General features: G+C 69.5%; 12 protein-coding genes and 2 pseudogenes. 7 read left to right on the forward strand and 7 right to left on the reverse strand.

Annotated features, from left to right (window positions below):
* Positions 1-302: 302 nt before the first annotated feature.
* The 4 genes from LZ604_RS19385 to LZ604_RS19400 all read left to right on the forward strand — a co-directional run bounded on the left by LZ604_RS19385 (position 303) and on the right by LZ604_RS19400 (position 4,381).
* Positions 303-1,610, forward strand: a complete 1,308-nt coding sequence (locus LZ604_RS19385) for a ThuA domain-containing protein (protein ID WP_234516645.1) — start codon at positions 303-305, stop codon at positions 1,608-1,610.
* 35 nt (positions 1,611-1,645) lie between these two features.
* Positions 1,646-2,422: a polysaccharide lyase family 7 protein gene (locus LZ604_RS19390; protein WP_234516646.1), complete on the forward strand. Its 777-nt coding sequence runs from the start codon at positions 1,646-1,648 to the stop codon at positions 2,420-2,422.
* Positions 2,423-2,578: 156 nt separating this feature from the next.
* A complete protein-coding gene (locus LZ604_RS19395) occupies positions 2,579-3,601 on the forward strand; it encodes an alcohol dehydrogenase (protein ID WP_234516647.1) in 1,023 nt (340 codons plus the stop codon).
* 150 nt (positions 3,602-3,751) lie between these two features.
* Complete coding sequence (locus LZ604_RS19400; RefSeq protein WP_234516648.1) at positions 3,752-4,381, forward strand: cysteine hydrolase family protein; 630 nt, start codon at positions 3,752-3,754, stop codon at positions 4,379-4,381.
* Positions 4,382-4,464: 83 nt separating this feature from the next.
* Here the strand turns inward: LZ604_RS19400 and LZ604_RS19405 are convergent, their stop codons facing one another.
* On the reverse strand, positions 4,465-5,061 hold the full coding sequence (locus tag LZ604_RS19405; RefSeq protein WP_372482163.1) for a helix-turn-helix domain-containing protein: 597 nt from the start codon (positions 5,059-5,061) through the stop codon (positions 4,465-4,467).
* A gap of 88 nt (positions 5,062-5,149) precedes the next feature.
* On the opposite strand from LZ604_RS19405, the gene LZ604_RS19410 reads away from it, so the two are divergent.
* Both LZ604_RS19410 and LZ604_RS19415 read left to right on the forward strand, forming a co-directional pair.
* Positions 5,150-6,556 (forward strand): MFS transporter, encoded by a 1,407-nt coding sequence (locus LZ604_RS19410; RefSeq protein WP_234516649.1) that lies wholly within the window; start codon positions 5,150-5,152, stop codon positions 6,554-6,556.
* 244 nt (positions 6,557-6,800) lie between these two features.
* The gene (locus LZ604_RS19415) at positions 6,801-8,660 is read left to right on the forward strand and encodes a M1 family aminopeptidase (RefSeq protein WP_234516650.1); all 1,860 of its coding nucleotides are present in this window, start codon (positions 6,801-6,803) and stop codon (positions 8,658-8,660) included.
* Positions 8,661-8,805: 145 nt separating this feature from the next.
* Here the strand turns inward: LZ604_RS19415 and LZ604_RS19420 are convergent, their stop codons facing one another.
* From LZ604_RS19420 to LZ604_RS19435, 4 genes are all read right to left on the reverse strand, one after another.
* On the reverse strand, positions 8,806-9,504 hold the full coding sequence (locus tag LZ604_RS19420) for an alpha/beta fold hydrolase (protein WP_234516651.1): 699 nt from the start codon (positions 9,502-9,504) through the stop codon (positions 8,806-8,808).
* A 147-nt stretch (positions 9,505-9,651) separates the two neighbouring features.
* Positions 9,652-10,236 (reverse strand): AMIN-like domain-containing (lipo)protein, encoded by a 585-nt coding sequence (locus LZ604_RS19425; protein ID WP_234516652.1) that lies wholly within the window; start codon positions 10,234-10,236, stop codon positions 9,652-9,654.
* A gap of 149 nt (positions 10,237-10,385) precedes the next feature.
* A complete protein-coding gene (locus tag LZ604_RS19430) occupies positions 10,386-12,773 on the reverse strand; it encodes an ATP-binding cassette domain-containing protein (protein WP_234516653.1) in 2,388 nt (795 codons plus the stop codon).
* 178 nt (positions 12,774-12,951) lie between these two features.
* The gene (locus tag LZ604_RS19435) at positions 12,952-13,167 is read right to left on the reverse strand and encodes a hypothetical protein (RefSeq protein WP_372482165.1); all 216 of its coding nucleotides are present in this window, start codon (positions 13,165-13,167) and stop codon (positions 12,952-12,954) included.
* Here LZ604_RS19435 and LZ604_RS36570 point away from each other — a divergent pair.
* Positions 13,168-13,332: pseudogene (locus tag LZ604_RS36570) on the forward strand (DUF1152 domain-containing protein); the annotation flags it as partial.
* 333 nt (positions 13,333-13,665) lie between these two features.
* Here the strand turns inward: LZ604_RS36570 and LZ604_RS19440 are convergent.
* Positions 13,666-13,947 (reverse strand): annotated as a pseudogene (locus LZ604_RS19440) (aldo/keto reductase); the annotation flags it as partial.
* Between the two features lie 16 nt (positions 13,948-13,963).
* Positions 13,964-14,395, reverse strand: a complete 432-nt coding sequence (locus LZ604_RS19445) for a GlcG/HbpS family heme-binding protein (protein ID WP_234516654.1) — start codon at positions 14,393-14,395, stop codon at positions 13,964-13,966.
* Positions 14,396-14,433: the final 38 nt, after the last annotated feature.

The raw sequence follows: 14,433 nt of genomic DNA on the forward strand, positions 1-14,433 counted from the left end.
CATGGACTCGGACGGCTGGTTGGCGCGGACTGACGTCCGACCGGACGACCCTACGGGTATGCCGGCGGCCCTGCGGCTGCCGGGCCGGGCACGCGGATGCCGACGCCCTTTCAGCGTGGTTCCGCAGGGTGGGGCCTTACCCTTCGCGGAGTCGCGCCTTTGCTTCACCTCTTGACGTGTCTGGTTCAGACCTTTAAGTTCACGGATCACCGGCAATCCAAGAATGAACTCAACGTTCAGCCTGATGAACTCGACTGCGCAGCCTCCCCCACCGTCGGCGCACGCGAAAGGCTGGAATGCCCATGGCCGAGCCACCCCCCAACGGATGCGGACAGGCCACCGGAGCCCGCAAGATGCTGCGGTTGTTCGTTCTGCTCGCCGCACTGCTGGGCCTGACGGTTCCCTCCGCGCAGGCCACGGCCCCCGCCGCGCCCCCGTTCAAGGTTCTGGCCCTCTACAACGGCACCTGGGACGCCGCTCACATCAGCTTCGTACACGAGGCGAACGACTGGTTCCCGAAGCAGGCGGTCGCGAACGGCTTCACGTACACCGCGAGCAACGACTGGAGCCTCCTCGCCAACGGCGGAGTCGACGGCTACCAGGTGGTGCTCTTCCTCGACGACCTGCCGCAGACCGCCGCACAACGGGCCGGATTCGAGCGGTACATGCGTGACGGCGGGGCCTGGATGGGCTTCCATGTCTCGGCCTTCACCACCGACGCGTCGAACTGGCCGTGGTACCACAACCGGTTCCTCGGCAGCGGAAACTTCAAGACCAACACCTGGGGCCCGACCGCGGCCGTCCTGCGGGTCGAGGACCGCAGCCACCCGGCCACCGGAAACCTGCCGGCGACCTTCACCTCGTCGGTGAGCGAGTGGTACAGCTGGTCCAACGACCTGCGCCGGAACCCGGACATCAAGATCCTGGCCTCCGTCGACCCGAGCAGCTTCCCGCTCGGGACCGACCCCGACCAGAGCTGGTACAGCGGCTATTACCCGATCCTGTGGACGAACACGAAGTACAGGATGCTGTACGCCAACTTCGGCCACAACGCGATGAACTACGACACCAGCACCACACTGTCGTCCACCTTCGCCAGCCCGACTCAGAACCGGTTCGTCCTCGACGGGCTCAAATGGCTCGGCAGAGCCGGTGACGGCAATCCGCCTTCCGGACCCATCTCCGAGACGGCCTGGTACACGATGCGGAACACCGGGAACGGGACCTGCGTCGACGCGCGTGCCGCGGCCACCGCGAACGGCACCGTCGTCCAGCAGTACGCCTGCAACAACACCACTGCGCAGCAGTTCGAGTTCCGCTCCACCGACGGCGGATACGTCCGTATCGCCGCACGCGGCAACCCACAGCAGGTCGTCGACGTCACCGACGGCTCCCTGGCGGAAAACGCCCCCCTTCAGCTGTGGTCGTACGCCGGCGGCCGGAACCAGCAGTGGCAGCCGGTCCCGGAGACCTCCGGCCGATACCACTTCCTCGCCCGCCACAGCGGCAAGTGCCTCAGCGCCTCCGGCACCCCGGACAACAGCATCCGGCTGACCCAACGAGGCTGCGACGGCTCCAGTACGCAGAGCTTCCAGCTCATCGCCCGGTAAGTCCCGCTCCGCTCTCCACTCCCCGGGAGGCCCCCATGACACGCTCCAGGCTCCTCGCGACTACGACCGTCACGGCTCTCGTCGGCGCACTGGCCGCCATCGGCAGCGGCAGCGCACACGCCGCGGACCCGAACGTCGCACCCGGCGGCAACTTCGACCTGTCGATATGGCAGCTCCAGGAGCCGGTCGGCTCCCCGGGGTCCCCGACGACGATCCCCTCGTCCCGGCTCCAGGGCCCCAACGGCTACCAGGACTCCTACTTCTACACCGACACCCGGGACGGTGCCATGACCTTCTGGGCGCCCGAGAAGGGCGTCACCACACCGAATTCCCACTACGCCCGGTCGGAACTCCGGGAGATGAACCGTGACGGCAGCGCCGCGAACTGGTCGCTCAGCGGCACCCACCGGCTGAGCGCGACCCTGCGCGTGGTGTCCGTGACGTCAAACGTGTGCGTAGGGCAGATCCACCTCGGCACCGGGGGGCCCTCCACCAAGCCGCTTCTGGAGCTGTACTACCACTCCGACGGCGACATCGTCCTGGGCACCGAGAACTCACCGTCCGGCGGCCAGACCCTGCACACGGTGGGGCGTGTCCCGATCGGCAAGACCTGGAGCTACACCATCGGTGTCTCCGGCGGCAACACCATCGACCTGACCGTCAACGGCAGCACCACCCACTACTCCATCCCCTCGTCGTTCAAGCCGTACAAGCAGTACTTCAAGGCCGGCTCCTACAACCAGTCCTCGTCCGACAGCACCACGAAGGGAGCCCGGGTCGCCTTCTACGGGCTGACCGTCTCCCACCGGTGACCGCCCGCAGGCACCGGTGGTCGCAGTCCGTGCCGGGGCGTGCGGTTTCCGTGGCCCCGGCACGCCTCGCCCGGGCGGCACTCGTTCGGCGCGCGCGATCGGTCCTCAGCTGGTGTGCTGGTGGCAGGGGCCGCTCCACCCGTTCCGGAGAGTCAGATGAGTACCTATCGAGTCGCGCAGACGGCCGCCGCGGATGGGCCCTTGGAGATCGCCGAGCGCGGGGTGCCGAAGCCGGGCCCCGGCCACGTGCGGATCGCCGTCGAGGCGTGCGGGATCTGCCGCAGCGACGCCCTCTTCGTGAACGCCGCCGTACCGGGTATCGAGTTTCCCGTGGTCCCCGGTCATGAGATCGCCGGGCGCATCGACGCACTCGGTGAGGGAGCGGGGGACCGGGGCTGGCAGACGGGTGACCGGGTGGCGGTGGGCTGGTTCGGAGGCAGCTGTGGCCACTGTCCCCCTTGCAGACAGGGCGACTTCATCGTCTGCCCGAACCTGAAGGTTCCGGGATGGGCCTACGACGGTGGTTTCGCGGAGATGGTGATCGCGCCGGTCGACGCCCTGGCCCGGATTCCCGACGCGCTGGCGTCGAGCGAGGCGGGGCCCATGGCCTGCGCCGGGGTGACGACGTACAACGGGCTGCGGCGCAGTTCCGCCCGGCCGGGTGACCTGGTCGCCGTCCTGGGCATCGGCGGGCTGGGCCACCTGGGAGTCCAGTACGCGGCCGCGATGGGCTTCGAGACCGTGGCCATCGCCCGCGGAGCCGACAAGGCCGATCTCGCCAAGCAACTCGGGGCCCACCACTACATCGACAGCACGGCGGACATCGCCGTGGCAGAGGCGCTGCAGTCGCTCGGCGGCGCGAAGGTCGTGCTGGCCACCGCCGGCAGTTCCGACGCCATCACGGCGACCGTCGACGGACTCTCGCGCCGTGGTGAGCTGGTGGTGATCGGAGTGACGCCCGAGGCGCTGGGGATCAGTCCCCGGCAGCTCATCTCGGCAGGCAGGACCGTCCGTGGCCACCCGTCCGGGACCGCACAGGACGTGGAGGATGCCATGGCGTTCAGCTCCCTGCACGGGATTCTGCCGATGATCGAGCCCATGCCTCTGGAGCAGGCCGATCGGGCGTATCGCAAGATGCTGTCGGGTGCCGCCCGCTTCCGTATGGTCCTCATCTGCTGATCCCTGGGGCCGCGGGAGCAGTCGTCCAAGGGGTCGGGTGTCGGCCCGGGCCCGGGACACGAGCATCGGGCCACCTTTGACTTTCACGATGACAGAGGTAATCCTCATATCTGGATGTTGTACGTCATCCACATTCGAGGAGAACCGGCCGTGTCCGACACCTACGACCCCCGCCGCACGGCGATCCTGCTGGTCGATCCCTACAACGACTTCCTCTCCGAGGGCGGCCTGATCTGGCCGCGAGTGGAGCCCGTGGCCAAGGAGGTGGGTCTGCTGGGCAATCTGCGCTCCGTGGTCGGCTCCGCCCGCGAGGTCGGCGCCCATGTGGTGTTCGTCCCGCACCGCCGCTGGGAGCCGGGCGACTACGAGGCGTGGGACCATCCCAATCCGAGCCAGCGCAGCATCATGGAGCGGCACAGCTTTGCCCGGGGAACGTGGGGCGGGGAGTTCCACCCCGACTTCCAGCCGCGGCCGGGCGAGGTGGTCGCCCACGAGCACTGGGGCCAGAGCGGGTTCGCCAACACGGACCTGGACGTCCAGCTCAAGCAGCACGGCATCACCCACGTCGTCGTGGTGGGCCTCCTGGCGAACACCTGCATCGAGTCCACCGCCCGCTTCGCCATGGAGCTCGGCTATCACGTGACACTGGTCCGCGACGCCACGGCCGCCTTTCGGCCCGAGATGATGCACGCCGCCCACGAGCTCAACGGCCCGACCTTCGCCCACGCCATCCTCACCACGGAGGATCTCGTTGCCGCCCTGGGGAGCGGGAAGGCATGACGTCGGCGGGAGTGCCCTGACGCGAGAGCATCGGCGCCCCGTGGAACCGTGACTCCCTTGTGCGGAGAGCCGGTTGCCGTGGATTACGCCTCTTTCGGCGGACCGGTTCGTACGACGGCCTGGTCGCCGTGGGGGCCGAACATGTGCAGGATCTCGACCGCGTGCGTGCCGGCGGGGCCGAACCAGTGCGGTTCGCCGGTGTCGAACTCGGCCACCTCGCCCGGACGAAGGGTGAATTCACGTTCTCCGAGGATGAGGCGGAGTTCACCGGCAAGCACGTAGAGCCACTCGTAGCCGGTGTGGGTCACGAGCTTCGGTTCCCGGTACGCGAGGACCTGCTTGAAGACCTGGACCCGGCCCGGGTACTGCGTCAAGGGCACAAGGACGCTGCCACGCTCGCGGCGACGGGGTTTCAGGTGGACGCGAGGGTCACCGGTGACGGGAGCCGCCACCAGTTGGTCCAGAGCGACGCGGTGCGCCCGCGCGAGCGGGATGAGCAGATCCAGCGTAGGGCGGCGTTTGCCCGACTCCAGGCGTGACAATGTGCTCACGGATATCCCGGTGTCCGCCGCGAGCGTCTCCAGCGTGAGTCCGCGGTCGTGTCGCAGTGCTCGCAGCCGCGGCCCGATGCCCTCGAGTATCTCCATGAGTTCGGCGTCCATGAGGTCCATGGGATCCATTTTGCAGACTCCGCAAATTTCCTGGGCCGGCCCCGTCACCTGATCCGAGCATGGGCCCACTGACGATCCCTGACGGAAGGTGGGCCCCGTGACCACGACCATTTCGGCTGCTCGACCCGCGTTGAGTGCGCGCCGGCGCTGGACGGTGCTGGCCGTCTGCGCGCTGAGCATGTTCCTTGTCGGCCTGGACACCACCATCGTCAACGTGGGTCTGCCCGTGATCGGGCGGGGCCTGGGCGTGGGCACCCGCAGTCTGGAATGGGTCGTGGACGCCTATACGGTGGTCCTGGCCAGCCTCCTCATCGCCTCCGGCGCCCTCGCGGACCGCTTCGGACGCCGTCGTGTGTTCCGGTGCGGGCTGATCGTCTTCGGCGTCGCATCACTTGCGTGTGCGGTCGCTCCATCGCTCGGCCTTCTGGTCGCCGCACGCGTCGTCCAGGGCGTCGGGGCCTCGATGCTGAGCCCCGTGGCCCTGGCGATCGTGGTGAACGCCATGCCCGACCCACGGGAGCGGGCCCGGGCCATCGGCGTATGGGCGTCGGTCTTCGGGCTCAGCATGGCGGCAGGACCGGTCACCGGCGGGGGACTCATCGCGGCGTTCGGCTGGCGATCGGTGTTCTGGATCAACGCACCGGTCATCGTTGCCGCCCTCGTCCTCGTGGCGGTCTTCGTACCGGAGTCGCGAGGACAGCGGACCCGGCGCCTCGACCTGCCCGGCCAGATACTCCTCGCGTCGGCCTTGTGCGTCGTGGTCGGTGTCCTCATCGAAGGCCCCCGCATCGGGTGGGCGTCGCCTCTCGCAACGGTCGGCTACACCTTGATCGTGGCCGCGACAGGCGGTTTCATCCGGGTCGAGTCTCGTCGGCGCGAACCCCTGATGGACCTCGTGCTCTTCCGGCGACCGCTGTTCACCACGGCGGTGCTGGGCGCCGTGACGGTGTTCGTCGCGCTCAATGTGACTCTGCTGCTCAACACGCTCTATCTCCAGCACGCCCGCGGATGGACGCCGCTCGCGGCAGGCGTGGCGACGCTGCCCATGGCGCTGGGAGCCACCGTGTGTGCGCCGTGGTCCGGCAATCTGGTGGGGCGCACGGGACCACGACGTCCGCTCCTCCTTGCGGGCGGGTTCACCGCCGCCGGGGGACTGTGCATGGTGAATCTCGGCCCGGACACGAGCGTTCTGCTGCTCCTGCTCGCCTATCTGCTCATCGGTATCGGGTTCGGTTTCGCCAACGCACCCATCACCAACACCGCAGTCAGCGGTCTGCCGCCCTCCCGCGCCGGTGTGGCCGGGGCGATCACCTCCACCGCACGCCAGGTCGGTTCGGCGGTCGGTATCGCCATCGCCGGGGGTCTGGCAGCGGGAGTGGGCCCCACCGGCCTCGCCCATGCGTCTCGTCCCGGATGGCTGCTCGTGACGGCCTGCGGACTGTTCCTCTTCGCCGTGGCGCGAGCCTCCCGAGCAGCGACCCCGCCGGCGCGCGGCTCGGCGTGACGCTCGCGAACGCAGCGCCGCCTCCACGTCCGGACACGAACTCCCTCGACCGGTGATGGCATGTTCCGGTCAAATCTGCCAGTCTTCCGGTAACCGTGTCCCTGACCCCACAGGGACACGGCAGGACTCGCACCGGCGATCGCGCAAGCGACGCGCGCAACCCCCGGCTGCCCACCGGCGCACCCAGTCCGGCCGGGCAGCGCCCGAGCATGCCGGAATCCCGGCCGCAACAAAGGAGTTTCGTGTGAGACCCACCCCCCACAAGGCCCTCACGGCGAGCGCACTCGCCGTCGCCGTGACGGCCGCCGTCCTGCTTCCCGTCACCCCGGCGGCAGCCGCGCCGTCCACGGCCCCGCCGGCCGCCGCCTGCACCCCGGCCCAGGTGATCACCAACGGCGGCTTCGAAAGCGGCACTTCGCCCTGGAGCCAGTCGTCGTCCGGGGTGATCACCAACCGCGCAGGCCAGACCGCCCACGGCGGCACCTCCTTCGCCTGGCTGAACGGAGTCGGCAGTACGCACACCGACACCCTCGCCCAGAGCGTGACCATCCCGTCCGGATGCAGCACCGCCACCCTCACCTTCTGGCTGCACATCGACACCGCCGAGACCACCTCGTCCACCGCGTACGACAAGCTGACGGCGAAGATCGGCACGACGACACTGGCGACGTACTCGAACGTGGACAAGAACACCGGCTACGTGCGGAAATCGTTCGACGTGTCGGCGTTCGCCGGCCAGACCGTGAACCTCACCTTCAGCGGCACCGAGGACTACAGCCTCCAGACGAGCTTCGTCATCGACGACGTCGCCCTCGACACCTCAGGCGGCACCACTCCGCCCGCGGACTCCACGCGCACCCCGGCCGCGCCCTCGTACACCGTGAGTCTCAGCAGCAACACCGCCGGCACCGTGTGGACCGGCCACGAGAGTGCGACGTTCACCAACGCATCCTCGACCGCGCTCGGCGAGGTGTACCTGCGGCTGTGGGACAACTACCACGGCACCTGCTCCGCCATGCCGATCACGGTCGGCAACGTCACCGGTGGCACCGCGGGCACCCTCTCGGTCGGCTGCACGGCCCTCCGGATCGACCTGCCGACGCCACTTGCGCAAGGCCAGTCCGCCACGATCGGCTTCGACCTGGGCATCACCGTGCCCAGCGGCGCCGACCGGTTCGGTCACGACGGGGCCTTCAGCTTCATCGGCAACGCCCTGCCCGTTCTCGCGGTCAAGGACGGGGCGGGCTGGCACCTGGACCCGTACACCAACAACGGCGAGTCGTTCTACTCACTGGCCGCGGACTTCAAGGTGACCCTCGACCACCCGAGCACCCTGCTGGTGCCGGCGACCGGCACATCAGCCGACACGCCCGGCTCCAGCGGACGTACGATCACGACCGCCACCGCCTCCAAGGTCCGTGACTTCGCCTGGGCAGCCGGCCCCTTCACCAAGATCTCCGGCACCTCCGCCGCCGGCACCGCGGTCAACGTCTACTCCGTCTCGGACATCAGCTCGGCCGATGCGCAGTCGATGCTCAGCACCGCCAAGACCGCCGTGGACGCCCACGCGTCGCGGTTCGGCGCCTACCCGTACGGTGAACTGGACGCGGTGATCGACAACAACTTCTGGTTCGGCGGCATGGAATACCCCGGGTTCGTCCTCGACCTGGTCAGCACGACGGCGCTCACCCATGAGATCGGTCACCAGTGGTGGTACGGCATCGTCGGCGACGACGAGTACAACGGTCCGTGGCTCGACGAGGCGTTCGCGGACTACGCCACCGACCTGGCACTGAACAAGACCGGCACCAACTGCTGGAACGGCGTCTCGTGGTCCTCGACCGCCGAGAAGATCACCAACTCGATGGCCTACTGGGACGCCCACTCCTCCCGGTACTCCACCGTCGTGTACGGGTACGGCAAGTGCGCCCTGCACGACCTGCGGCGCGTCCTCGGCGACACCGCCATGGCCAAACTCCTGAAGGACTACGCCACTTCGCACTGGTACGGCATCTCGGCCACGTCCGAGTTCAAGGCGGCCGCCCAGGCTGCCACGACCACGGACCTGACCTCGTTCTGGACGCAGCACCGCATCGACGGCTGACGCCGGCGCCGGTTCGCCGCGGGGGCGCCTCCCGGCGTCACCCGCGGCGAACCTCCGCCCATGACAACCTCGGTGCAGCGCAAGGGGATCGAGCCACCGCAGGTCAGCGCCGGCCTGTTGCCGGCCACCGCCAGTCCGGACGGCGTCAGCTCGACCCGGGCGAGGTCCCGGCGTTCAGCATTCCGCCGATGGCGGCGGCCACGTCTGCGGGATGCGAGACCGGCGAGAGATGACTGGAGGGGAGCTCGGTCACCGTGGCGTTCGCCCGTTGGGCGAACCACCGCTGAAGCCCGGGATCGAGAATCCGGTCGTCCACGGAGACGACGTAGGCGCACGGCAGGTCACGCCATGCGCCGCGTCCCGACGGACTCGAGAAGCAAGCGGGGTGCGTGGGCCTCTGGACTGCCGCCAGGACCCGGGTCGTCGTCGCCGGAACATCGGCCGCGAGCGCATCCCTGAACAGATCGGGGTCCAGAGTCGACCAGCCGTCCGCGCCGAACCGGATCGCCGAGCGGCCCTCGGCCGCCGCGCCGCGACCGGTCAGCGTCCGGAGCGACTCCGACTCGTCGGGTGCATAGGCCGCGACGAATACCAGTGCGGTGACCTGAGAGTTGTCGCGGGCGGCCCCGGATATCACCATGCCGCCGTAGGAGTGCCCCACCAGCGTCACCGGCTCGTCGAACGTCGCGATCTGTCGTCGTGTCCAGGCGATGTCCTCGTCCAGTGAGGTCAGCGGCAGCTGGACGGCCAGCACACGATGTCCGTCGTCATGGAGGGCGGCGATGACCGCCTGCCAGACCGACCCGTCACTCCAGGCTCCGTGCACCAGCACGACGTTCGCCATTGCCGTCTCCAAGTCCCGTGATCCGCGATGCGACATCAGACCGCGATCACATGACTCTTGTCGACGCAATAAGGCGGGATACGAGGAGAGTTGACCGGCCGCCCCGCACGGGGGTGGTGCTCGCCGGGGCGGCCGGTGCCGGTGAACTCACCAGGTGTGCGCCACGTCCACGACCAAGTGGTCCGGCAGCCTCAGCACCCGGAACGGCAGTCGCGCCCGTACCCCGAGCCCGACCTGGGTGATGCCCTCGAAGCTGGAGCCGAACTTGGCGTCCCGGAAGGTTCGGTAGCCCTTCAGGTCGACACCGGGCAGGGCCTTGCCGGCCCGTCCGGGGTAGGTGGGGTCGCCGGTCTCCGGGTTGTACGCAGACGCGTGGACCCGGACCTCCAGGATCGCCCCTCCGGAAACCGGGATCTTCCTGCCGGACGGGTCCTGGATGAAAGCGCGGACGTAGCGGACGTCATAGGCGAGCGGACCGGTGCCCGACCCCGGAACGTCGAACACGATGCGGTCGTAGCACTCGTGCCGCCCGGTCCGGATGTTCGTCAGGGATCGCGGCGCGTCCTGGGCGTCCGACCCGGTCTTCGGCAGGCTGCCCCAGCCGGTCGCGCAGGCGGTCGCGGCGGTCCGGGCGGCCCCCGTGCCGGCGGCGGACGCCGGGAGCGCCATCCCCAGGGATCCCGATGCGATCAGCACGGCCACCGCAGTGGCCGTCCAACGCCCCTTGTGCATGATTTCCCCCTTGGTGTCGTGGTTCTCCCACCGTGTGTACAGACATGACACCTAGGGCGCTTGAATGGTTGCACGGCCACCACTCGGCGAAGGCGGGCACCGGCGACTCTCCTGAGCCGCCGGTGCCCGACCTGTCCGCCAGGGCCGGGTCAGCCGCCGACGTACTCCGCCAGGTGTTCGCCGGTGAGGGTGGACCGGGCGGCGACGAGATCGGCGGGTGTGCCCTCGAAGACGATCCGGCCGCCGTCGTGGCCGGCGCCGGGTCCGAGGTCGATGATCCAGTCGGCGTGCGCCATGACCGCCTGGTGGTGCTCTACGACGATGACCGACTTGCCGGAGTCGACGAGCCGGTCGAGCAGTCCGAGCAGCTGCTCGACGTCGGCGAGGTGCAGGCCGGTGGTCGGCTCGTCGAGGACGAAGACACCCCCCTTGTCGGCCATGTGCGTGGCCAGCTTGAGCCGCTGCCGCTCTCCGCCGGACAGCGTGGTCAGCGGCTGGCCGAGGCTGAGGTAGCCGAGCCCGACGTCGGCGAGCCGCTCGAGGATGCGGTGCGCGGCCGGCGTACGCGCCTTGCCTGCGCCGAAGAACTCCTCGGCCTCGGTCACCGACATCGCCAGCACCTCACTGATGTCCCGGCCGCCGAGGTGGTACTCGAGCACCGACGCCTGGAACCGCTTCCCCTCGCACTCCTCGCAGGTGGTGGCGACGCCGGCCATCATCGCCAGGTCGGTGTAGACGACGCCTGCGCCGTTGCAGTTGGGGCAGGCTCCCTCGGAGTTCGCGCTGAACAGCGCCGGCTTCACGCCGTTGGCCTTCGCGAACGCCTTGCGGATCGGGTCGAGCAGTCCGGTGTACGTCGCCGGGTTGCTCCGTCGTGAGCCGCGGATCGCACCCTGGTCGACCGACACGACACCCGCGCCGGCGGGGACCGATCCGTGCACGAGCGAGCTCTTGCCGGAGCCGGCGACACCGGTGACGACGGCCAGCACCCCGAGCGGGATGTCGACGTCGATGTCACGCAGGTTGTTCGCCGTCGCGCCGCGGATCGCCAGTGTGCCTGTGGGCGTCCGCACCTTCTCCTTGACCGTGGCCCGGTCGTCGAGATGCCGGCCGGTGATGGTGCCGCCGGCCCGCAGCCCCTCCACGGTGCCCTCGAAGCAGACCGTGCCGCCCGCCGTACCGGCGCCGGGGCCGAGGTCGACGACGTGGTCGGCGATCGCGATCACCTCCGGCTTGTGTTCCACGACGAGCACCGTGTTGCCCTTGTCCCGCAGCCGCAGCAGCAGGTCGTTCATCCGCCGGATGTCATGGGGGTGCAGGCCCGTGGTGGGCTCGTCGAAGACGTAGGTGACGTCGGTGAGCGAGGAGCCGAGGTGGCGGATCATCTTGACGCGCTGTGCCTCGCCGCCCGACAGCGTGGCCGACGGCCGGTCGAGCGAGAGGTAGCCGAGCCCGATCTCCGTGAACGAGTCGAGAGTCTGCTGCAGCTTCGCGAGCAGCGGCGCCACCGACGGCTCCTCGAGGCCTCGGATCCAGTCGGCCAGGTCGCTGACCTGCATCGCGCACGCATCGGCGATGTTGATCCGTCCGATCCGCGACGACCGGGCCGCCTCGCTGAGCCGGGTACCGTCGCACTCGGGGCAGGCGGTGAAGGTGACCGCCCGGTCCACGAACGCCCGGATGTGCGGCTGCATCGCCTCCGGGTCCTTGGACAGGTACGACTTCTGGACCCGGGGGATCAGCCCCTCGTAGGTCATGTTGATGCCCGCGATCTTCATCCTGGTCGGCTCGCGGTGGAGGAAGTCGTGCAGCTCGGTCTCGGTGTAGTCGCGGATCGGCTTGGCGGGATCGACCAGGCCGGACTCGCTGTAGAGCCGGTAGTTCCAGCCGCCGGGCGTGTAGCCGGGGATGGTGAGTGCGCCCTCGGTGAGCGACTTGGAGTCGTCGAAGAGCTGGGTGAGGTCGATGTCGGAGACCGTGCCTCGGCCTTCGCAGCGGGGACACATGCCGCCGGTGCGGGAGTAGGTCGCCTTCACCGCCTTCTGGGTACCGCGCTCGACGGTGATCGCACCGCTGGCCCGTACCGAGGCGACGTTGAAGGCGTAGGCGCTGGGCGGACCGATGTGCGGCTTGCCGAGCCGGCTGAAGAGGATGCGCAGCATCGCGTTGGCGTCGGTGGCGGTGCCGACCGTGGAGCGGGGGTCACCACCCATCCGCTGCTGGTCGACGGTGATCACGGTCGTCAGCCCGTCGAGGACGTCCACCTCGGGCCGCGCCAGGGTCGGCATGAAGCCTTGGACGAAGGCGCTGTAGGTCTCGTTGATCAGCCGCTGCGACTCGGCGGCGATGGTGTCGAACACCAGCGAACTCTTGCCGGAGCCGGAGACGCCGGTGAACACGGTCAGCCGGCGCTTGGGAATCTCGACGCTGACGTCCTTGAGATTGTTCTCGCGCGCGCCGTGCACGCGGATCAGATCGTGGCTGTCGGCGGCGTGCAGCGCAGGCGACTGCGTGTCCGTCCTCGTGGCCATGCTCATCGTCTCCCTCCGTTGGGCGGGGCCGCCTTGGCGGTCTCCGTCGGCGTCCCCCGACTCGATCTGACCTCTTTTGAGCGGAATGCCCGGTTCTGCTTGGTCGGTGCGGTCGCGGTAACCGTACGCCGTCCGCCTGATCGGCGGTGCCGGGCCGGGTGACGCTGGGCACCCGGCCGAGGCGTCAGACCAGCCAGCGGCCGTCGCGCATCAGCTCGCGGCCGGACATCTCGTTCACCTCGCGCCAAGCCTGGATACGGCGCGGGAAGATGCGGAACCAGCGGTACGGCGTCGCCTGCGTCCCGCGGGTCGAAGCCGGTGCGGGCGGCGAACCGGTCACCGACGGCAACGGGAACGCCGCCTTGCAGTATCCGGCGGGCTGGGTGTCGTCGGACCCCAACTATCCACCCTGTACTTCTGCGCGGACGTTCCCGGACTGGCCCGCCGCAACCTCTATCTCGACCGGCTGGAGAACACCGCGCTGATGCGGCAGATCAGCACCGCCATCGAGACGTTCCGCGACGAGTTGCCCAGGCAGCGCCCGCCGAGGGCTTTCCCGCACTGACCCGGAGCCGGGCACGGTGCCAAGGCGAGAGGCCGCGGATGGCCGGGTCCGCCAGGCCGAGCGGAGGAGGCCGACGCCGTCGCGGATGGACGCGCCGGCCGACGAACCCGGCTTCGCCGCGCTGGGGGTCGGGAAGGTAGCGCTGCACGACCGGAGCACCGAGTCCCGGCACGCCGAAGGGCGGGCCCGTGCTGCGGTCGGAGCGCAGCCGGTCGCGCTCGGCCACCCACCATACGGAACAGACGGGTGCCCGGCGGCAGTTGCCGACATGGGGCGGGCCGCCCTGCACCCCCGCCACGCCGGGTGCCGGATGTGCAGGGCGCAACCGCTCGGTCAATCGAGGGTGTCGGGGTCCGGGCCGGTGTGCAGGCCGCGGTCGAGTGCGGCGATGGCGGTCATCTCGTCGTCGGACAGCGTGAAACCGAAGACGTCGATGTTCTCGCGGATACGGGCGGCGGCGACGGACCTGGGGATCACGACGTTGCCCAGCTGAAGGTGCCGGCGCAACACGACCTGGGCCGGCGACTTCCCGTGCCGCTGCGCGAGGGCCGTGATCGCCTCCTCGCCGAGGACGGCGCCCTGCGCCGGCGGGCTCCATGGCTCGGTGACGATGCCCAGCGGCTGCTGGAGGTCAGCCGAGGTGGGCGAGTGCCGCGGTGGCGAAGGCGTGGTCCTGCTCGGGAGCCCCGCCTCCCACCCCGATGGCGCCGATGAGGCGGCCGTCGCGGTGGATGGGGAGGCCGCCGGCGATGAACAGCAGCGGCCGGTCCAGAGCGGTGGGCAGGCTGTGGAAGAGCCCGTCGGGCTTGACCGCGTCGACGAGGTCGGCAGTGGCGGTGTCGAGCTGGAGGGCGGTGTAGGCCTTACGAGTGCTGGTCTCGCCGGAGATCAGGAGGGCCTGGTCGTCACGGCGGAAGGCGAGCGGGTGGCCGCCGGCGTCCAGGACGGTGACGCTGGCCGCGACACCGGCGGCCTCGGCGGCGCGGCGGGCTGCCGAGACGAGGATCTCGGCCTCGGCGGTGGTCAGCGGGATGACTGCAGTGCGCGCACGGGTCGTGCTCATCGTGGGTGACTCCCTTGGTACGTGTGGCGGGGGGAAAA

It is taken from the genome of Streptomyces glomeratus (genome assembly GCF_021462825.1).
In the GTDB taxonomy this organism is placed as follows: domain Bacteria; phylum Actinomycetota; class Actinomycetes; order Streptomycetales; family Streptomycetaceae; genus Streptomyces; species Streptomyces glomeratus.

Excerpts from the sequence above, each read along its gene's own strand:
- LZ604_RS19385 (WP_234516645.1), top strand. The coding sequence starts at position 303 with ATGGCCGAGCCACCCCCCAACGGATGCGGACAGGCCACCGGAGCCCGC.
- LZ604_RS19390 (WP_234516646.1), top strand. The coding sequence starts at position 1,646 with ATGACACGCTCCAGGCTCCTCGCGACTACGACCGTCACGGCTCTCGTC.
- LZ604_RS19395 (WP_234516647.1), top strand. The coding sequence starts at position 2,579 with ATGAGTACCTATCGAGTCGCGCAGACGGCCGCCGCGGATGGGCCCTTG.
- LZ604_RS19405 (WP_372482163.1), bottom strand. The coding sequence starts at position 5,061 with ATGGATCCCATGGACCTCATGGACGCCGAACTCATGGAGATACTCGAG.
- LZ604_RS19420 (WP_234516651.1), bottom strand. The coding sequence starts at position 9,504 with ATGGCGAACGTCGTGCTGGTGCACGGAGCCTGGAGTGACGGGTCGGTC.
- LZ604_RS19425 (WP_234516652.1), bottom strand. The coding sequence starts at position 10,236 with ATGCACAAGGGGCGTTGGACGGCCACTGCGGTGGCCGTGCTGATCGCA.
- LZ604_RS19430 (WP_234516653.1), bottom strand. The coding sequence starts at position 12,773 with ATGAGCATGGCCACGAGGACGGACACGCAGTCGCCTGCGCTGCACGCC.
- LZ604_RS19445 (WP_234516654.1), bottom strand. The coding sequence starts at position 14,395 with ATGAGCACGACCCGTGCGCGCACTGCAGTCATCCCGCTGACCACCGCC.